Below are 19,158 nucleotides of genomic sequence, written 5' to 3' on the forward strand. Positions count from 1 at the left end.
TTGGTGTGCCTTCCGAAGCGGCGGGGGAACGCGGGTCAGAGCACCTTGCCGAGCCCGGCGTGGGCGAGGGCGGCGGCGATCTCGTCGTCGGCCTCCGGGGCCAGCGGCAGCAGCGGCGAGCGCACGTAGGCGTTGGGGATGACGCCGCGCTGCACCAGGCCCATCTTCAGCGCGACGCTGCCTTCCATGTGCGATCCGCGGTGGTACACGGCCTTGGTGAGGGGCAGCAGGCGGTCGTGCACCGCGCGCGCGGCCGGGTAGTCGCGGCGCTTGCCGGCCTGCAGCAGCTCCCACATGCCCTCCGGCGCGAGTGCGCCGTAGCCGACCAGCGCGCCGTCGACGTCGAACATCGTGTGCAGCAGATACTCGTCGTGGCAGGTCAGGATCTGCAGGTCCGGGAACTCGCTGCGCAGCACGGGGACCTCGGTGTCCCAGCGGCGCATGTTGCGCACGCCGTTCTTGATCGCGAACACGGAATCGAGCTCGGCGATCTTGAGCTGTTCGGTGAGGTTGTAGCTGGCCTTCGTCACGTCCGGGTACTGGAACAGGATCTGCGGCAGGCCGGAGATCTCGCCCACGATGCGGTAGCGGTCGGCGGCGGCGCCCGGCTGGAAACCGAAGCGCAGCCAGCTGTGCGCGGGGTAGAGCAGCAACGCGGCCGCGCCGGCCTCGCCGTAGCGCCTGGCTTCCTCGCCCGCGACGCGGCTGCCGTCGCTGATCACGCCGGTGATGATCGGCTGTTTGCCCTCGACGGCCCCGACCAGGGTTTTCACGACGTCGGCTCGCTCGGCTTCGGTCATGCTCGCGCCTTCGCCGGCGTGCCCGTTGCACACGATCCCCTTCACGCCGGGCAGGCCGGCGAGCCAGTAGCCGTGCACCGCCAGGGCTTCGTGGTCGACGTCGCCGTTCTCGGTGAACGGGGTGACGCACGCCGGGACGAGGCCGCGCAGATCAAGAGACTTCATGACACTCCCTGGGGTTCGACACAGTGGAACAGAACGCTGTGCAATCGATAGGGGAATCGGTTGCACAACGGTAGGCTGCGAGTTGCACAGGAGTCAAGGGAGCAAGATGAGCGAGAGTGTGCCGCGGCCGACGATCAGCGACGTCGCGCTGGCCGCGGGCGTCAGCAAATCGACGGTGTCACGCGCGCTCAACCCGGAGCACCGGTTCTTCCGCAGCCCGTCGGCGGCGCGGATCCGGGAGATCGCCGAAGGCGTGGGCTACGAGCCCAATCCCGTCGCCGCCAATCTGCGGCGTCAGCAGACCAACACCGTCGGCGTGCTGGTGCCGCGGCTCACCGACACGGTGATGGCGATGTTCTACGAGGAGGTCGCCACCGCCTGCACGCGCCGCGGCTACCACGCGCTGGTCGCCACGTCGCACGACGAGCCGGAGCTCGAACGGGAGAACGGCCGGATGCTGCTCGGCCGGCGGGTCGACGGCCTCATCCTGACCACCGCCCGCACCGAAGGCGGCTTCTGCGAGGAACTGCTCGACCGCGGCGTCCCGCACGTGCTCGCCGTTCGCACGTTCGGCGCGAGTGCCGCCGCCACCGGCGACGACCGACTCGGCGGGTACCTGGCCACCCGCCACCTCGTGGACCTGGGCCACCGCCGGATCGCGCTCGTCGCCGGTCCGGCGTACGCGTCGAGTGCGCTGGGCCGCCGCGCCGGCTACGAGGACGCGCTGCGCGAAGCCGGCCTGCCCGTGGACCCGGCGCTCGTGCTGCCGTCGACGTTCAGCATGGAAAGCGGCGAGGCGGCGGGCCGTGCGCTGCTGGCCCTCGACCCACGCCCGACCGCGGTGTTCGCCGTCAATGACAACACCGCCGTCGGCCTGCTCTCGGCGGTGCAGCGGGCCGGCGTGCGGGTGCCGGACGAGCTGTCGGTGGTGGGGTACAACGACATCCCGCTGGCCGCGCGCCTGCCGGTGCCACTGACCACGATCCGGGTGCCGTTCACGGAGATCGCGGGCGCGGCGGTGGACCTGCTGATCGACGCGGTGGCGGGGGTTTCCCCGTCGACGCGCCGCTTCGCCCCGACGCTCATCCCGCGGGGGACGACGCTGCGGGCCGGGTGAGGCGTCCACGGAGGGCCGTGCGGAACCAGTGCGCAGTTGTTGCAGACCCATGACACTTCCCGCGCCCGCCGGGGACGCGGCGTCGGCATTCTGGAACGGGTGAACAACCGTGTGCTCAGCATCGCCTGGCGGCTGGTGGCCGCCGTCGTCCTCGCCGTCGCGACGGGGGTGACGTACCTCGTGCTGGTCCGCACCGAAGCGGGCCAAGAGGCCGACCAGCGGATCCTCGAGACGTTCGATCCCTCGTTCACCCGCGCGTCCGGGGAGGTGCCGCTGCCGCTGGAGGTGCCGGTGCCCGTGCTGTTCACGATCGCGCTCGCGCTCGTCGCGGTCATCGGCCTGGTGCGGCGCGCGTACTTGCGCACGGTGGCGGCGGTCGGGCTCATGGCGGTGACGGCGGGGGCCGCGCAGCTGCTCAAGGCCGCTCTCGACCGGCCGAACCTCGCCGAGCGTATCCACTCCACCAGCAACAGCTTCCCGAGCGGCCACGTTTCGGTGGCCGCGCTGAGCGTGTTCGCACTGCTGCTGGTCGTGCCGCGGCCCGCGCGGTTCGCGGTGGCGCCGCTGGGGCTGGCCTGGATCGTCGCGGTCGGGGTTTCGACGCTCACCGTCGGCTGGCACCGCCCGAGCGACTGCCTCGGCGGGTTCCTCCTCGCGGCGACCGGGTACGCGCTGGCGTCGGCCTGCGTCGTGGCTCGCCCGCAGCACCCGGCCGACGCGATTGCCGTCGTCTTCGGCGTGCCTGCCACCCAGCCGATGCCGTACGTCGACCGCCGCCAGTTCTCCGCACCGCGCTGACCGGTTCGTCGCTGACGTATTCGGCGCCCGACTGTGACCGTGTGGCGACAGAGAGTTTCGAGCTGCCAGGACAGGGCGGCCGCACCCTCGAGACCGGGGGACCGCACGAGGGGTCCCACGGACACAAGGGGTAACGCGATGAACGAGCTGACCGTGCGGGGCCTGGGCCACGTGTACCTGATCGGCATCGGCGGGGGTGGGGATGTCGGGCCTGGCGGAGATCCTGCTGCGCCACGGCGTGCCGGTGAGCGGCAGCGAACTCGGCGACCGGCCGGCGCCGGCGAAACTGGCCGAGCTCGGTGCGGCGATCCACCGCCGGCACTCGCCGGGCAACCTGTGGAACGCCGACACGGTCGTCCGCTCCACCGCGATCCCGGCCGGCCACGTCGAGCTGATCGCGGCCGGCGACCGGGGCCTGCCCGTGCTGTGCCGGTCCGAAGCCCTGGCGGCCGTGCTGGCCGGCCGGCGCACGATCGCCGTCGCGGGGACACACGGCAAGACCACCACGACCGCGATGGTCACCGTCGCGCTGCGGGCCGGCGGCGCCGACCCGTCGTACGTGATCGACGGCGACGTTCGCACGCTCGGATCCGGCGCGCTCGGTTCGGGTGAGCACTTCGTGGTCGAGGCCGACGAGAGCGACCGCTCGTTCTTCGCGTACGCGCCCGAGGTCGCCGTGGTCAGACGCTGACCGAGCGGCTCGACCACGGGCAGGACGTGCCGGGTTCGGTGTGGCTGGTGCTCGTGCTCAACCCGGTGATCGCCGTGCTCGTCGCGCTCGTCGCGGTGTTCCCGGTGCGGCGTCCGTGGGCGAAGGGGCTCGCGGTGTTCGTCCAGGTGGTGGGCGCGGTGAGCGCGCTCGTCAGCGTCACCACCGGCTACTACCAAGCTCTGTTCGCCATCGTGCCGGCGTGCGGCTGATCGTGCTGGTCGCGTCGAGCGCGCAGCGCCCGGCCCACGCGTGAGGAGTCGTCCCGTGAACCGTGTGTCCCTTGTGCGCCTGGCCGGGGTGGCCGCCGCGGTCGTGCTCCTCGGGTCCGGGTGCGCCGGGCCGCCGCCCGAGCAGTGCGATGAGAATTTCTGCACGATGCCCGCGTACTGGCCGAGCACCGCAACGCAGATCGAAAACGGCTTCATGGCGGTGTTCAGCGCCCTCGGCGTGGTGCCGATCGTGCCGCCAACGGCCCCGCGCGGCGCACGATCGGCCAGAAGCGTCAGCCGAGTCGGCCCACGGCCGCCGGCCGCGGCGCGACGCCCAGTTCCCCGGCGGCCGCGGTGACGGCCTCTGGTATCGGTGAGCTCGACGTGGCCTGATGTGCATCGATTCGCGAGGTCCCATCGGCCGTGCCACGTCAAGATCACATCGGTGCGCGGCCGGGCCGGGCTTCGAACTCGTCCGAGTCGTTGATTTCCTCGACCGGAGGGACCGGGATCGCGCCCGACCCGCGGTCGCCGACCTCGTTCGGCTTGTGACGGCCCGCACTAGGGACTCAGCCGGCCTTTCCAGGAATCCGCGCTCAGCCGTGGCAGAGTGGCTGCCCGTGATCACGGCCAGGTGGATGCCCCGCCGCGGCGTTTGCGGACGGCCTTGCCCGTGCCCGGCGGGAAACCGTGTTTGCCGAGACGGACTTCGGCGAGCTCGTCGGCGCTGGTGACGGTCAGGAACAGGCCCAAGAGCAGCGCCATGAGCAGCGCGAGGAGGATCACGCCGACCGGCAGCGGCGTGAGGAAGAACAGGAGCAGGAACACCGCCACCAGCCACGGCAGCACCTCGATGAACACGCGGAACGTGAACCGCAGCAGCCATGTCGGGGCGGTGGCGTCGTGGAGGACCCAGGGGCGGTACTCGTCGGGCAGGCGGGCGCCGTAGACGTAGCGCAGCCACCGGATCGGACCCGGTCGTGGGCTGACCATGGTTACCTCCGGGGAACGCGGTCACTCCAGCTTCGACGCGATGAGCGGGATCTGTCCACCCGCCAGCACCGCCGCGACCTGGCGGGGCGAGAAGTGGTGGGTCACCTCGTACTCCTCGTCGCGGGTGGTGTTGCGGACCGTGATCGACGAGCCGTGCTCGAGCTGCGAACGGAGGTCCTCCACCACCAGCACGTCGCCCTCGGCCACCCGGTCGTAGTCGTCTGCGGAAGTGAACTCCAGCGCCGGCACGCCGAAGTTCGCGAGGTTCTGCCAGTGGATCCGCGCGAACGACTTCGCCAGCACCGCCCGCATCCCGAGGTGCCGCGTCGTGATCGCGGCGTGCTCACGCGACGAGCCCTGCCCGTAGTTCTCCCCGCCGACCACCACGTGGGCGGGGCCGTCCGCGGCTCGCTCGGGGTACTCCGGGTCGATCCGCGTGAACGTGAACTTCGCCAGCTCCGGGATGTTCGACCGGAACGGCAGCGCCCGCGCGCCCGCGGGCGAGATCTCGTCGGTCGACACGTCGTCGCCCACCTTGAGCAGCACCGGCGCCTCGAGCCGGTCGGGCAGGGGATCGAGGTCGGGCAAGCCGGCGATGTTCGGGCCCTTCACCAGCTCACCGTCCCCGCGCGACGGAGGCACGAAGGACCGCGCATCCACAGTGGATCGTGCAGGCAACGAGATCGACGGCCACGACAGGCCTTCCCGCGAAGCGTGGTCCCGCGGATCCGTCAGCACCCCCGTCAACGCCGACACCGCCGCCGTCTCCGGCGAGCACAGCCACACGGAGTCGTCGGGGGTGCCGGAGCGGCCGGGGAAGTTGCGCGGGAAGGTGCGCAGCGAGTTGGCTCCCGGTGCGGGCGCCTGCCCCATCCCGATGCAGCCCAGGCAGCCCGCCTGGTGCACCCGCGCGCCCGCGGCGACGAGGTCGGTGGTGTACCCGGCCCGCGTCAGATCCACGAGAATCTGCCGCGAAGTCGGGTTGACGTCGAAACTCACGCCATCAGCCGTCTGCTGCCCGCGCACGACCGCCGCCGCGATGGCGAAGTCCCGGAACCCCGGGTTCGCCGAAGAGCCGATCACCACCTGGGAAACCGGCGTCCCCTCGACCTCGCGCACCGGCACCACGTTTCCCGGCGACGACGGCTTCGCCACCAGCGGCTCCACAGTGGACAAGTCGATTTCTTCCGCGTGGTCGTACGTCGCGCCGTCCTCGGCCGCCAGTGCGCGGAAGTCCGCCTCCCGGTCCTCGGCGCGCAGGAACTCGCGCACCGCGTCGTCCGAGGGGAACACCGTCGCGGTCGCGCCGAGCTCGGCGCCCATGTTGGCGATCACGTGCCGGTCCATCGCCGTGAGCCCGGCCAGCCCCGGGCCGTGGTACTCGATGATCCGCCCGCGGCCGCCCGACACGCCGTGGCGCCGCAGCATCTCCAGCACCACGTCCTTCGCCGACACCCACTCCGGCAACGAGCCCGTGAGCCGCACACCCCAGATCTCCGGCATCCGCACCCGCAGCGGCTCACCCGCGATCGCCAGCGCGACCTCCAGCCCGCCGACGCCGATCGCGAGCATCCCGAGTGAACCCGCCGCGCACGTGTGCGAGTCCGACCCGATCAGCACCTTGCCGGGCACGCCGAAGCGCTGCATGTGCGTGGGGTGCGAAACGCCGTTGCCGGCCTTCGAGAACCACAGCCCGAACCGCCGGCAGGCCGAGCGCAGGTACTCGTGGTCCTCGGCGTTCTTCTCGTCGGCTTGCAGCAGGTTGTGGTCCACGTACTGCACGCTCACCTCGGTGCGCGCCCGCTCCAGCCCGAGGGCCTCGAGCTCCTGCATCACGAGCGTGCCGGTCGCGTCCTGCGTCAGCGTCTGTTCCACGTGCAGGCCGATCTCCGTGCCCGGTTCGAGCTCCCCTTCCACGAGGTGATCGCTCAGCAGCCGGCCCGCCAGCGTCCTCTCACGGCTCATCGGAACCGAGTACCCACAGGTCAGGACCCGAAACGCGCCAGCGCCGCCTCCGCCGACCCCGCGTGCTTCGCGAGGTCCCGCCACGGGTCGGCCTTGCGCGCGAGCCGCTGCCGCAGCTTGGCCGGCGGCCAGCCGTCCGGTTCGGCCTTGCCCAGCTCCCGCCAGTCGAGCGGGGTCGCGGCCGCGGCGCCCGGCCGTGCGCGCAGGGAGTACGGCGCGACGAACGTCTGTGCGTAGCCGTTGCGGTTGGCGTCGAGGAAGATCCGGTCGCCGCGGTTGTCCTTGCGCTGCTCGGTGGTCAAGTGGTCCGGATCGTCCCCGGCGACGCGGTCGGCGAGCACCCGCGCGAGCTTCAGTACCACGTCGACGTCCGACCGGGCATCCAGCGCAGCGACGACGTGGAAGCCGCGCCCACCCGTTGCCTGCACGAAGGCAGCGAGACCCGCCCGCTCGTAGTGGTCCCGCACCTTCCGGGCCGTCGCCCGCAGCCGGGACACCGGTGTGCCCTCCGGTGGGTCGAGGTCGAGCACGAGCCGGTCCGGCTGCTCCGGGGCCTCCACAGTGGACAGCCACACGTGGAACTCGATCGTCCCCTGGTCGGCGAGGTATTCGAGGGACTCGGCGTCGTCGCACACCACGTACTGGTCCGAGCCGCCGCCGCGCCGCGGCAAGCGTTCGGTGCGCAGCCAGTCCGGGAAGTGCTCGCCCGGGTGCTTCTGGAACCAGCCCTGCCCTTCGATGCCGTCGGGGTAGCGCCGCAGCGTCAGCGGCCGGCCGCGCAGGTGCGGCAGCATCACGTCCGCCATCGCGCGGTAGTGCTCGACCACGTCGCCTTTCGTCAGGCCGTCGTCGGGGTAGAACACCTTGTCCGGATGAGAGGTCACGCTTGCTCCCGAATCACGTCGGCCGCCTTCTTGTCGTCGCGCAGGCCCAGGAACCGCGGGTGCCGCAGCCGCCCGTCGCGCGTCCACTCCGAAAACCCGACCTGTGCCACCAGCTCCGGCCGGACCCAGTGCGCGCCCTGCTCCCGCACGGGGTCGGCGAACGGCGAGGTACCAGTCTCGCGTTCGGCCAGCAGCCGGTGCAGCGACGCGAGCAACCGCTCGTCGAACCCGGTGCCGACTTTGCCGGCGTAGCGAAACCGATCGTTGTCGTGGTAGCCCAGCAGCAGCGCGCCGAAGCCGTGCCGCGCGCCCTGCGGGTCCGTGAAGCCGCCGATCACGAATTCCTGGCCGTGCGCGCACTTGAACTTCAGCCAGTCCGCCGACCTTCCCGAGCGGTACGGGGCGTCCGCGCGCTTCGCGATCACCCCCTCCCACCCGCGGCGGCAGGCCTCCTCGAAGAACTTCTCACCGTCGGTGTTGCGGTGGGCCGACAGCCGCAGCGGGTCCGTGAATTCGAACGCATCCTTCAGCAGCGCCTTGCGCTCCCGCAGCGGCAACGGCGTGGCGTCCTGCCCGTCGAAGTGCAGCAGGTCGAACAGGTAGTAGTAGACGCGCACACCCGTCGCCCGCGCGCGAGCCGGATCGGTGAGGTGGATCCGGGGTTGCAGCGCGGCGAAGCTCGTGTTGTCCCCGTCGAACGCCACGATCTCCCCGTCGGCCACGAACCGGTCGCCACCCTGCTCGGCCAGCGCTTCGACGAGTTCCGGGTACGCGTTGTCCATCACCTTGTGGTTGCGCGAGTACAGCGTCGGCGTGCCACCGTCGCGCACGCACAGCGCCCGTACGCCGTCGAGTTTCCGCTCGAACAACCAGCCCTCGGCGGAGAACCGCCGGTCCGTGAGGGTCGCGAGGGTCGGTTCGCGCCAAGCCGGTGCGCTCATCCGAGCTCCCGGTTGGTCCGCCCGCTCAGCACCGACTCCGGCTGCGTCTTCGCGGGCTTGCGCCGCCGGTCGGCGCCCTCGTCGTCCTTCTTGATCACCAGCCACTCCTCGTGGTCACCGGAGCGCTTGCGGATCAGGGAGAAGCGGCCGGTGAGCTTGTCGCCGTGCAGGACGACCTTGAGGTGCCCGTCGGCGAGCGCCCGCCCGGCGGGCTCTTCGGTGAGCACGTCGAAGGTGCCCGTGTCCCACACGATCACGGTGCCGCCGCCGTACTCGCCGGGCGGGATGGTGCCCTCGAAGTCCGCGTAGTCGAGCGGGTGGTCTTCCGTGCGGATGGCGAGCCGCCGGTCGCGCGGGTCAAGTGACGGCCCCTTGGGCACGGACCACGACACCAGTACGCCGTCGATTTCCAGCCGGAAGTCGAAGTGCAGGGTGCTCGCGTCGTGCCGCTGCACCACGAACACCGGGTCCCCGCGCCGGGCACGCCGGTGGCCGCGCGGTTCCGGCGTCGTGGCCGGGTCGCGCTTCGAGCGGTACTGGGCCAGGCGGTCCTTCCCCGGCATCGCGCCTCCTCACTGTCCGTGCGGCCTGGATGCCCGGCCGGCCTCGGTGCGAAACCCCAGTTCAGCGCCACCGCGGGTTTGCCGGCAGCCCGGCCGGGAAACCGGGGAGCGGGGACAGGAAGGAGATCCATGAAGGCAGTGACCTGGCACGGCAAGCGCGACGTGCGCGTCGACACCGTGCCCGACCCGAAGATCGAAGAGCCGACGGACGCGATCGTGCGGATCACCTCCAGCGGGATCTGCGGCTCCGACCTGCACCTGTACGAGGTGCTCGGCGCGTTCATGACGGAGGGCGACATCCTGGGCCACGAGCCGATGGGCGTGGTCGAGGAGGTCGGCGCGGGGGTGAGCGGGATCAAACCCGGTGACCGCGTGGTGATTCCCTTCAACGTCTCGTGCGGGCACTGCTGGATGTGCGAGCGCGGCCTGCAGTCGCAGTGCGAGACCACCCAGGTGAAGAGCCAGGGCAAAGGTGCCTCGCTGCTCGGATACACCAAGCTGTACGGCCAGGTGCCCGGCGGGCAGGCCGAGTACCTGCGCGTGCCTCAGGCGCAGTACGGACCGATCAAGGTCCCGGACGGCCCGCCCGACGAGCGGTTCGTCTACCTGTCCGACGTCGTGCCGACCGCCTGGCAGGCCGTGGAGTACGCCGACGTCCCCGTCGGCGGTTCCGTCGCCGTGTTCGGGCTGGGCCCCATCGGGCAGATGTGCTGCCGGATCGCGACGCACCGCGGGGCGGGTGAGGTCATCGGCGTCGACCTCGTGCCGGAGCGGCTCGCACGGGCCCGCGCGCACGGCGCCACCACGCTCGATACCCGCGACCACCCGGACATCGCCGCCTCGATCCGGCAGTTGACCGGCGGCCGCGGCGCCGATTCGGTGATCGACGCCGTCGGCATGGAAGCCCACGGCGCCCCGATCGGCCGCGTCGCGCAGAACCTCGTGGCGATGCTGCCGCAGCAGATCGGCGCGAAGATCACCGAGAAGGCCGGCATCGACCGCCTGAGCGTGCTGTACGCGGCCATCGACAGCGTCCGGCGCGGCGGCACGATCTCGCTGTCCGGCGTGTACGGCGGCGTGGTCGACCCCATGCCGATGATGGACCTGTTCGACAAGCAGATCCAGCTCCGCATGGGCCAGGCCAACGTGCGCCACTGGATCGACGACCTCCTTCCGCTGCTCAGCGACGACACCGATCCGCTGGGCGTCGAGGGGTTCGCCACGCACAAGCTGCCGTTGGCGGACGCGCCGCGGGCCTACGAGATCTTCCAGAAGAAGCGAGAGGGCGCGCAGAAGATCCTGCTGCAGCCGGCCGTCTGAGCAGGAAGGAGCGCGCATGACCCGGACGGCCGAGGTCCGTGTCCAGGCGCGGCGCCGGTACCGCAGGGCCCGCGACTACCTGGCGGCGGCGATGATTCACCTCAAGGACAACGTCCTGCTCGACCGACCGCTGCGCCGGAAGCTCCTCAAACCGCGGCCGCTGGGTCACTGGGGGACGTGTCCGTGCCTCCCGCTCGTCTACAGCGGACTGAACCGGCTGGTGGCCGGAACCGGATGGCGGACGTTGCTGGTCGCGGGCCCGGGCCACGGCGCGCCGGCGATCCACGCCAACCTTTGGCTCGAAGGCACGCACGCGCGGTTCGACCCGGCGCTGAGCCTCGATGCGGCCGGCTTGGCCGAGCTCGTCCGGCGCTCCTCGTGGCCCGGCGGTTTCCCGAGCCACCTCTCGCCCGAGGTGCCGGGTGTGATCCACGGTGGCGAGCTCGGTTACGCGCTCGCCACGGCGTTCGGGGCCGCGTTCGACGACCCCGGTCTGCTGGTCGCGTGCGTCGTCGGTGACGGCGAGGCGAACACGGGGCCGACGGCCGCCGCGTGGCACAGCCCCAAGTTCGCCGGCCCGCGCGACGGCCGGGTGCAGCCCAGGATCTGACGCTGCTGGCCACCGATGCCGACTTCCGGCACGGCGGCGGACCTGAGGTCCGCGGGCCGCTGCTGTCCCTGGTCATGGTGATGGCGGGCCGGGGCGCGCTCCTGGCCGACCTCAGCGGCGCCGGGGTGCCCGAGCTGAGCCGACGACTGGCGTGCTGAAACCGGCCAGTATCGGGAGTCGTCGCCGTGGGTTTGTTGCGAACGGCGGTTTCGGCCCGTCCTGTTGACCGGGGGGCGCCGGGTGTGCTGACGGATCGTGAGGCCGTCTTCGACGGGCGGCGACGCGACCGCCGGTCGTCGCGGTCGGCGGATCAGGTCAGCGCGCACCGCAGGACGATCTCGCCGTCGTCGATCTCACCGGTCGGCTCGAAGCCGAAACCGCGGTAGAACGGCCACGGTTCGCCCTTTCCCGGTTGGTAACTGGTGAACAGCTCGGTGCCACCGTCCGCCCTGACCAGTTCGATGACCTTGGCAAGCGCGGCACGCCCGTAGCCGCGGCGCTGGAACTGCGCCCCGACGAGCAGCCGCCACAGGAAGTACGAGCCGGCCACGCCGCGCGTACCCGGCGGCACCGCCCAGTTCAACATGACGAACCCGACGGGCTCGTCGTCCGCGTACACAGCGCGATACCAGGGCGACAAGTGGGGCTTCTTGTGCGCCTCCTTCAGCGACTTCTTCACCGAGGCGACGAACTTCTTCTGGTCCGGCCGGACCCGCACGGCGCACACCGCCTCGCGGTTGGCGTCGGTGATCTCACGCAGTTCGACGTGTGCGGTCACCCGGCCATTATCGGTCCGAACACGGCGATGCCGAGGCCTCTCGGCCGAGGAAGATGTCAACGCGAGCCGCCGCAGCAGGCCGGGTTCGACGGGTCACGGCCGGACAAACGCGGAGCGGCCCCTGGTCAGGGTCGCTTTTCACACGCCGGTGGAGTGCCCCCGGAGGGGCGACTTCGGCGCTCTTACGCCGGGTTTCCGTCGCCGAGGAATCGCCAGGTTCTCCGACCAGCTGGGACGGTGTCCGGGGTCGGCGGCGAGCAGAACGCGGGGGCTGTTTGCTGACGCCGCCAGTCACGCGGACGCCCACGCCTTCATCCTGAACGATGATCTCCTCGTGCCCGCGTTCCATCGCACCCGTGGGTGCGACTTTGTCCCCGGCGCGTAGGGTTCGGCGGCCGATTTCGCCGCTGAGGGTCGCCCGTGTCGTGCGGCAGCGCCGTGGCGGCGGCCGTGGACGGTAGGGTGGCCCGGCCCGTGTACTCGTCGCCGGTGAGGCCGCCAGGCCGCACCAGCCGGCTCGCTCATGGGAAGGCGCCGGGCACGAGGAGATGACCGTCTTGTGGCCGTCGGGTGGCACCCGGTTCTGCGTGCGCCGGAGCATGCCCGTGACAGCGCCAGGCACTCGGTGTCACGGCCAGGCTTGGTCGCCGCTCACGGTGGCGTCCCGATGCGGCCGGTCGATGGTGGCCGGCAGCGTGCGCCGGGGTGTGGTCGCGGGCAGGAGCGCCTGCTCGTAGGTGACGTCGAGCTTTTCGGCGATCCGGTTGCTCGGCCGGACGCCGGTAGGCATGGGCGCCGTAGTCGTCGCCGACGGTACGAGACAGCGGAGTCCGCCACGATGACGCCCTCGGCCAAGCTTCGGCCCTGAGGGTGTGGGGCGTCTTGCGCTCGTCGATGATCTGAGCGGTCATGGGCGCACCTTCCGAATCGGTGTTGATTCCGAGGTGGTGGGGGCGGGCTCGCCGGCGACGCGCGCGGCGGCGGCCCGGGCGACGGCGGCCCGTTCGGCGGCCCGCGTCGGGCGCGGGTCGCCGCGTCGGGCGCGGAGGTTCTCCCCGACCAGCGCGGCCGCGGAGGTCGCGACGGCGCTGCCGAGCTGGACCGCGGTGAGGGCGTCCGAATGGAGCCTGGGGTTGCCGGCTTCGGCGAGCAGCTCGCCGAGCTCGGTCACCTCCGCGGCGACCACGGCGAGGGCGAGGGGAATATCCGCCGCGGCGTCAAGCGCCGCCCGGATCGCCGCCTTACGGGCCGCGGGATCAGGCCCCTCGGGCGGCTTCGTCACGTCGAGGTAACGCTGGTAAGCCCGTACGTCGTCGTCCGCGAGCCGCTGCGCGGTGCGGCGCAGCTCGTCCGCCCTGGTGGCCACTGCGGCTGGGTCGAGATCGCCGGCGGCGGCGGAGTATCGGGCGACCATCGCCGCGAGGCCGGCGGCCAGTGCGGCTGTCAGTCCCGCGACGGCACCGCCGCCGGGGGTCGGGGTGTCCGAGGCCACGGCCTCGGCGATCGCGCCGAAGGCCGTGCCCGCGAGTGCGGTTTCGGTTCCGGTCATGGCTGGTCCTCCGTCGGTGCGCAAGCGAGGTCGTGCTGATCGTCGCGCCGATCGTGCTCTGCTGAATGGGCCTCGACGATGGGCTTGGCCAGGCAGTTCGCGGTCGCGTCGCTGATCGCCGGCTTGCACCGATGGCGAGTGCGGCACGCCCGAAAGATCGGAACCCACGGCTCTCCTCAGAGAGCACGAACGCGAAGGTCGAGGACGACGATGACGCCCGGCGTCGTCGGCGGCAACGGTGTCTAACAGGCAGGGTCACGCCGTTCGTGGCCACTTCTCCCCACGGTCACGCACGGCGTGCACCGACCCGTGGCGAGACTCGTGACATGGCTGTCCGCACCGGCCACGCCGATTCTGACCACGACGCGGATGAGAGCGCAGCGAAGAGCCGGGGTGATGGCCGCTTCACACGTTATTTCTCTTCCGCTAACGGGCTTACCGCTAGCGTCGGCGGGGCTGGACGTCAAGGAAGAGGCAATGGTGCTGAATCACGATGAGAGCTCCGTCATGGATGCAGTTCTGGCAACGTTGGAGAACACGACCGACGAGCAAGCCGAGGTCGTTCTTTCGGATCTCGGCCGAAGCGCGCACGACTTCGCCCGTGAGGTCGATCTGACGGAGGCGGATTGGGCGGCCGCGCCCGGCTTCCTGGCTTGGACCGACCAGATCTGCACGCCCAGGCTCAGGAGTTCATCGTCCTCTCCGATGTCTTCGGAATCACCATTTTCGTCGACTCCACCAACCATCCACGTGGTTCGCAGGCGGCGCAGAACAGCGTCGTCAGACTCTTTTACCAGGACGGTCGGCCGGTGTGCCTACGGTGCCGTCATCTCCGCCGGCTGTCCGGGGCGCCGCTGCTGTTCCATGCGATGGTCGTCGACGGGAAGGCGCACCTGTCCCCGGTGCAGCGTTCGACGTCTGGCACGCTGCGGCATCGGGCTGCTGCGGCTCGGCTTGTCCTCGGCCTGACAGGAATGTGCGGGCTGGTCCGAATCGGTGACACGGGCGACATGACGGTGCGGAGCATCATTCCGGCGCCGCCCACTTTGTCCCGGCCGGTGGTACGGACGGTGACCTGACGGTCGCAACAGGACGGTCCGTCATGCGTCCCGGTCGCCTACCCGTGCGGATCGCCGTCCGTGGTGCGGGGCGGTGACGACGACGCGCTTTCCGAGCCGACGATTCCCTGGCACACCAGGGATCCTGTGTTCGGTGACAAACATTCACCGGCCCACAGGTCGCGTCGGAGTATCAGAAACCACGGCGAGCACGAGCACGTCGACTACGCGTTGGTTCTCGAACACAAAGGCACACAACGGCATCGGGCCGCGCGAGATTTCCGGTGACACCGTCTTGCTTTGACTGTGGGACCTGCTCGGTCATTGGAGGGGAGTCGGCCGCTGCAGCCTCGTCCTGACTGGTCCCCATCCTCAGTGGGGTCTTCGGTGCGTGCAACCAGCGCACCACCTCCTGCTGAAGCTCATGCCTACACCAATCGGGAGAACGATAATATGTCCGACCCCACGAACTTTGTCAGCCTGGCCGACGCGATCCGCAAGTCCGGAGACCCGTTGACGATGTTGCGTACCTCCCCGACCGGCCCGTTCGCATTTCCGCGGGTTCCGCGGGAGGTCGCGAACTGGCGGGACGAGCAGGAGGCGTGGCATTCGAGCTGCGCGCTGATCGACATGTCCTACCACCAGACAGATCTGTTCCTCCGCGGAACCGGGGTGCTCGATCTGCTGATGCAGGTCGGGGTGAATCGATTCGCCGGCTTCCCGGTCGGTTCGGCGAAGCAGCTCGTCTGTGCCGCGCCGAGTGGACTGCACGTCACTGACGGAATCATCATGCGTCTCGAGGAGGACCATTTCCGGCTCGTCGGGGCACAGCCGGTCTCCAACTGGGTCCAATACCACGCGGAGACGGGCGGCTGGGATGTCGAGGTGCATCGCGACGAGAACGCGATGTTCCGTGTCGACAATCGGGATTACTACGGTCTTCAGGTCCAGGGGCCGACTGCTCCTGCGCTGATGGCGGAGGTCGTCGACGGCCGAATGCCGGAGATCGGGTTCTTCCGGATGGGGAACGTGACCATCCGCGGAGCAGCTGTCAGGGCGCTGCGGCACGGCATGGCCGGCCAGGCAGGATTCGAGCTCTCCGGGCCGTGGGCGGACTTCGAGCGGGTGCGGGACGCGCTCATCGAGGTCGGTGCGAACCACGGTCTCGTACAAGTGGGCGGCGTTGTGATGTACAACCTGCCCATCGAGTCCGGCTGGTACCCGTTCCCGCTACCGGCGATCTACAGCGGTGGTGACACGAAGGGCTACCGTGAGTGGCTTCCCGTCATGACGATGGAGGGCATGGGCTCCCTGGGAGGTTCCTACCAGGTCGAGAGCATCGAGGACTACTACGTCAACGCGGTCGAGATCGGTTACGGCAAGCTGATCGACCCGGGCCGCTCGTTCAACGGCAGCGATTATCTGCACGAGGCCCTGAAGTCCCCGCGCCGGAAGAAGGTCACGCTCGAGTTCGACGTCGACGACGTCATGGCGGTCCATCGATCCAGCCTGTTCGAGGAACCGCCCGCGAAGTACCTGGACTACCCGTACGCCGGCTACTCGACCTTCCCCGCGGACAGCGTCCGGCGAGGAGGGCGGCAGATCGGGTTGTCCCACTGGACGGGTTTCTCGGTGCACACCAGGAAGGTCCTGTCACTGGCGCTGGTGGAGATCGAGCACAGCGCCCCGGGCACGGAGGTGACGGTGCTGTGGGGGGAGCCCGACTCACAGCGTCCGACGGTCGAAAACCACGTGGTACGCGAGATCCGCGCCACCGTGGCACCCGCCCCGTACTACTCCAAGATCATTGCCAAGGGCTGACGGCCGGTGATCTCTCTTCCGTGCAGGAGAACGCTATGACCGGCTCTCCACTGGAGAACAGCACCGTCGTCGCCCACCGGATCGGCGAACTGGTCGCGGCGGCGGCATGCGAGGTGATTCCGCTCAAGGGGGCCGACCAGAAGGTCCTGGGTGTTCCCCGAGCTACGCCGTTGACCATCACCTGTTCGCCGAAGTTCGGCCTGGAGCGGACCCTGGAGCACGTCGCCTCGGCGTCGGCACAAGGGTTTCGGGTAGTCCCGCACCTGGCGGCTCGGATGGTCCGGGACGAGGGGGCGTTGCGGGGTTTCGTCTCCAGAGTTGTCGACCTCGGAGTGGACGAGCTGTTCGTGATCGGCGGCGACGCCGAGGAGCCGGTCGGCACGTTCACCTCCGCCGGCGAAGTGCTGGAGGCTCTGACCCACTTCGACCACGGCCTGCGGCGGATCGGGGTCGGTTGCTACCCAGAAGGCCACCCGAAGATCGACGATGGCGACTTGATCGAGGCGTTGCGGGCCAAGCAGGAATGGGCGGACTACATGGTCAGTCAGTTGTGCTTCGACGCCGCATCCTTGCTGGGCTGGATCGACAAGGTCCGCTCAGCCGGTGTGCGGTTACCGCTGCGGATCGGTCTCGCCGCACCCATCAAGACCGCTCGTCTCCTCGAGCTGTCCATGAAAATCGGGGTGGGGCAGTCGGTCCGATATCTGCAGAAGCAGCACGGGATGATGAGGAGTCTGCTGCTGGGGCGGTCGTACGCGCCGGAGCGTCTGCTGACCGCGATGGGAGATCACCTCACCGATGCGGCGGCCGGCATCGAGGGCTTGCACATGTTCACGTTCAATCAGCTCGACGTGACTGTGGACTGGCAACGCAGGCTGACCGCCCGCTCCAGGGCGTAACCGCATTGTCGAACGGTTGCCCGTCGAGTGGTGGGAGTCGGTGGGCTCCGGTGGGAGCCCACCGACACCGCCTCGCTTCGGTGACGCACCGAAATGGATTTCAGCAGTCGCGAGTCGCTTCGGACGCAGCTCGCACGAAAGTGGGACGGGAGGCGCCCAGTGACGGCTCAAGTCATCGACGGCCGCAAGATCGCGGCGGCGCTGCGGGAGGTGGTCGCCGAGGAGCGAGACGCGGCGAAGGCTCGCGGCGGGCGGTTCGGATTGGCGACGCTGTCGATCGGCGAGGACCCGGCAGCCTCAGCGTACCTGCGGCGCATCGATCGCACCGCGGAGCAGCTGCGGGTCCCGCACCGTTCGGTGAGACTGGCCGGATCGGCTCGGGCCGAGGAGGTCCTCGCCGCGATCCGGGAGCTGAACGGCGATTCGTCTGTCTCGGGAATCCTGGTCCTGAGGCCACTGCCGGAACATCTGGACGAGGCGGATGTGTTCGCGGCACTCGATCCGATCAAGGACGTGGAGGCGGTGCACCCGGAGAACGCGGGTTTGCTCGCGCTGGGGACGCCGCGGTACATCCCGTCGACGGCCGCGGCCGTGTACCACCTTCTGGATTCCTGGCTCGCGGAGGTCGGCGAAGAGCCTTCGGCGTTTTACCGCAGCTCGCGGATCGTGGTGGTGGGCAGATCGAACAACGTCGGAAAGCCTGCCGTATCACTCGCCTACGCCAAGCAGTCGGCGGTGACCTCTGTGGACGAATGGGCGAGCGTCAGTGGCCGGCTGGGCTCCCACACCCGGCGTGGCGACGTGCTGATCGTCGCGGCAGGGGTGCCCGGCCTGATCCGGGCCGAGCACGTGCGTGCCGGTGCAGTCGTCGTCGACGTCGGGATCAACCTCGTCGAGGGGGAGGACGGCAGACCGGGCATCGTCGGTGACGTGGCCTGGGACGAGGTCGTCGGTCGCGCCCGGGCGATTACTCCGGTCCCGGGCGGCGTCGGACCGGTGACCGACGTCTGGCTGATCCGCAACACCATTCTGGCCGCCCGAAAGGGGATGGCTACGTGACGATGTGGAGGTGCGCACGATGAAGGGCGCTACAGATGCCGGGGTGGCCGACGTGGACCACAGCCTGGTACTCACGCTCGCTTGTCCAGACCGGCCGGGGATCGTGTTGGAGGTGGCACGTTTTCTCGCCGAGCAGGGCTGCAGCATTCTCGAGAGCCAGCAGTTCGGGGACGCGCGGACGTCGCGCTTCTTCATGCGCGTCCAGTTCGAGGCGGTGCACGGCGGGGTGCCCGATGTGCCGGCGCTGCGGCAGGCGTTTGCCGCCGTGGGTAACCGGTTGATGATGACCTGGCAGCTGACTCGCGCGGCGCAGCGGGCCCGCGTTCTGATCATGGTGAGCCGCTACGGACACTGTCTGAATGACCTGCTCTACCGATCGTCCATCGGGGATCTGCCCATCGAGGTTGCCGGTGTGGTCTCCAACCACCCGGACCTCGCCGTACTCACCGACAATTACGAGGTTCCGTTCCACCACGTACCCGTGACGCCTGAGACCCGCTCGGCGGCTGAGAGGCGGGTGCTGGAGTTGGTCGACGACCTGGACATCGATCTCGTGGTCCTGGCCCGCTACATGCAGATCCTCTCCGACGAGCTGTGTCGTAAACTCGACGGCCGAGCGATCAACATCCACCACTCGATGCTGCCGAGCTTCAAGGGGGCTCGGCCCTATCACCAGGCATTCGAGCGTGGCGTCAAGCTGGTCGGCGCGACGGCGCACTACGTCACCGCCGACCTCGACGAGGGGCCGATCATCGAGCAGGAGGTGGCTCGGATCGACCATTCGATGTCTGCCGCACAGGTGACGGCTTTGGGGCGAGACAACGAATGTCTCGCGCTCGCTCGAGCAGTGGGGTTGCATGCCGAGAACCGGGTGCTGCTCGACGGTGCCCGGACGATCGTCTTTCGATGAGGTCGCA

General features: G+C 69.9%; 20 protein-coding genes and 1 pseudogene. 12 read left to right on the plus strand and 9 right to left on the minus strand.

The genetic code is table 11. The features are described from left to right. Positions 1-35: 35 nt before the first annotated feature. A complete protein-coding gene (locus I6J71_RS14045; RefSeq protein ID WP_204095117.1) occupies positions 36-965 on the minus strand; it encodes a dihydrodipicolinate synthase family protein in 930 nt (309 codons plus the stop codon). A 106-nt stretch (positions 966-1,071) separates the two neighbouring features. On the opposite strand from I6J71_RS14045, the gene I6J71_RS14050 reads away from it, so the two are divergent. The 4 genes from I6J71_RS14050 to I6J71_RS14065 all read left to right on the plus strand — a co-directional run bounded on the left by I6J71_RS14050 (position 1,072) and on the right by I6J71_RS14065 (position 3,801). Then, entirely contained in the window at positions 1,072-2,082 is a 1,011-nt protein-coding gene (locus I6J71_RS14050; protein ID WP_204095118.1) for a LacI family DNA-binding transcriptional regulator, read from the plus strand. 99 nt (positions 2,083-2,181) lie between these two features. Then, positions 2,182-2,880, plus strand: coding sequence for a phosphatase PAP2 family protein (locus I6J71_RS14055; RefSeq protein ID WP_204095119.1), 699 nt, complete (start codon positions 2,182-2,184; stop codon positions 2,878-2,880). Positions 2,881-3,082: 202 nt separating this feature from the next. Further along, positions 3,083-3,571 (plus strand): Mur ligase domain-containing protein, encoded by a 489-nt coding sequence (locus tag I6J71_RS14060; RefSeq protein WP_204095120.1) that lies wholly within the window; start codon positions 3,083-3,085, stop codon positions 3,569-3,571. 26 nt (positions 3,572-3,597) lie between these two features. Then, positions 3,598-3,801 (plus strand): hypothetical protein, encoded by a 204-nt coding sequence (locus I6J71_RS14065; RefSeq protein WP_204095121.1) that lies wholly within the window; start codon positions 3,598-3,600, stop codon positions 3,799-3,801. A gap of 624 nt (positions 3,802-4,425) precedes the next feature. Here the strand turns inward: I6J71_RS14065 and I6J71_RS14070 are convergent. The 5 genes from I6J71_RS14070 to I6J71_RS14090 are packed head-to-tail and all read right to left on the minus strand — an operon-like array spanning position 4,426 to position 9,147. Then, positions 4,426-4,794, minus strand: coding sequence for a DUF5313 family protein (locus I6J71_RS14070; protein ID WP_204095122.1), 369 nt, complete (start codon positions 4,792-4,794; stop codon positions 4,426-4,428). 21 nt (positions 4,795-4,815) lie between these two features. Continuing rightward, positions 4,816-6,759, minus strand: coding sequence for an aconitate hydratase (locus I6J71_RS14075; RefSeq protein ID WP_204095123.1), 1,944 nt, complete (start codon positions 6,757-6,759; stop codon positions 4,816-4,818). Between the two features lie 20 nt (positions 6,760-6,779). Next, the gene (gene ligD, locus I6J71_RS14080; protein WP_204095124.1) at positions 6,780-7,643 is read right to left on the minus strand and encodes a non-homologous end-joining DNA ligase; all 864 of its coding nucleotides are present in this window, start codon (positions 7,641-7,643) and stop codon (positions 6,780-6,782) included. After that, positions 7,640-8,584 carry a non-homologous end-joining DNA ligase gene (gene ligD, locus I6J71_RS14085; RefSeq protein ID WP_204095125.1) on the minus strand — a complete coding sequence of 315 codons (945 nt, stop codon included), beginning with the start codon at positions 8,582-8,584 and terminating at the stop codon, positions 7,640-7,642. The genes ligD (I6J71_RS14080) and ligD (I6J71_RS14085) overlap by 4 nt, the downstream gene beginning before the upstream one ends. After that, entirely contained in the window at positions 8,581-9,147 is a 567-nt protein-coding gene (locus I6J71_RS14090) for a DNA polymerase ligase N-terminal domain-containing protein (RefSeq protein WP_204095126.1), read from the minus strand. The genes ligD (I6J71_RS14085) and I6J71_RS14090 overlap by 4 nt, the downstream gene beginning before the upstream one ends. A gap of 129 nt (positions 9,148-9,276) precedes the next feature. Between I6J71_RS14090 and I6J71_RS14095 the strand changes: the two genes are divergently transcribed. After that, a complete protein-coding gene (locus I6J71_RS14095; protein WP_204095127.1) occupies positions 9,277-10,467 on the plus strand; it encodes a zinc-dependent alcohol dehydrogenase in 1,191 nt (396 codons plus the stop codon). Between the two features lie 16 nt (positions 10,468-10,483). Further along, positions 10,484-11,077, plus strand: coding sequence for a hypothetical protein (locus tag I6J71_RS14100; protein WP_239154802.1), 594 nt, complete (start codon positions 10,484-10,486; stop codon positions 11,075-11,077). A 310-nt stretch (positions 11,078-11,387) separates the two neighbouring features. Here the strand turns inward: I6J71_RS14100 and I6J71_RS14105 are convergent, their stop codons facing one another. The 3 genes from I6J71_RS14105 to I6J71_RS14115 form a co-directional block, all read right to left on the minus strand. Beyond that, the gene (locus tag I6J71_RS14105; RefSeq protein WP_204095128.1) at positions 11,388-11,855 is read right to left on the minus strand and encodes a GNAT family N-acetyltransferase; all 468 of its coding nucleotides are present in this window, start codon (positions 11,853-11,855) and stop codon (positions 11,388-11,390) included. A gap of 628 nt (positions 11,856-12,483) precedes the next feature. Next, positions 12,484-12,645, minus strand: a complete 162-nt coding sequence (locus I6J71_RS14110) for a hypothetical protein (RefSeq protein WP_204095129.1) — start codon at positions 12,643-12,645, stop codon at positions 12,484-12,486. 117 nt (positions 12,646-12,762) lie between these two features. Further along, positions 12,763-13,404 carry a cyclodeaminase/cyclohydrolase family protein gene (locus I6J71_RS14115; RefSeq protein WP_204095130.1) on the minus strand — a complete coding sequence of 214 codons (642 nt, stop codon included), beginning with the start codon at positions 13,402-13,404 and terminating at the stop codon, positions 12,763-12,765. A 507-nt stretch (positions 13,405-13,911) separates the two neighbouring features. Here I6J71_RS14115 and I6J71_RS50670 point away from each other — a divergent pair. The 6 genes and pseudogenes from I6J71_RS50670 to purU form a co-directional block, all read left to right on the plus strand. Continuing rightward, positions 13,912-14,025: pseudogene (locus I6J71_RS50670) on the plus strand (hypothetical protein); the annotation flags it as partial. Between the two features lie 5 nt (positions 14,026-14,030). Beyond that, the gene (locus tag I6J71_RS14120; RefSeq protein WP_239154804.1) at positions 14,031-14,483 is read left to right on the plus strand and encodes a hypothetical protein; all 453 of its coding nucleotides are present in this window, start codon (positions 14,031-14,033) and stop codon (positions 14,481-14,483) included. 366 nt (positions 14,484-14,849) lie between these two features. Next, the gene (locus I6J71_RS14125; RefSeq protein ID WP_204095132.1) at positions 14,850-16,283 is read left to right on the plus strand and encodes an aminomethyl transferase family protein; all 1,434 of its coding nucleotides are present in this window, start codon (positions 14,850-14,852) and stop codon (positions 16,281-16,283) included. 35 nt (positions 16,284-16,318) lie between these two features. Beyond that, positions 16,319-17,182: a methylenetetrahydrofolate reductase gene (locus I6J71_RS14130; RefSeq protein WP_204095133.1), complete on the plus strand. Its 864-nt coding sequence runs from the start codon at positions 16,319-16,321 to the stop codon at positions 17,180-17,182. Positions 17,183-17,392: 210 nt separating this feature from the next. After that, complete coding sequence (locus tag I6J71_RS14135; protein WP_204095134.1) at positions 17,393-18,241, plus strand: bifunctional 5,10-methylenetetrahydrofolate dehydrogenase/5,10-methenyltetrahydrofolate cyclohydrolase; 849 nt, start codon at positions 17,393-17,395, stop codon at positions 18,239-18,241. A gap of 19 nt (positions 18,242-18,260) precedes the next feature. Continuing rightward, positions 18,261-19,151, plus strand: coding sequence for a formyltetrahydrofolate deformylase (gene purU / locus I6J71_RS14140; protein WP_204097045.1), 891 nt, complete (start codon positions 18,261-18,263; stop codon positions 19,149-19,151). Positions 19,152-19,158: the final 7 nt, after the last annotated feature.

Origin of the sequence: Amycolatopsis sp. FDAARGOS 1241, from assembly GCF_016889705.1 — a bacterium.
Lineage (GTDB): Bacteria > Actinomycetota > Actinomycetes > Mycobacteriales > Pseudonocardiaceae > Amycolatopsis.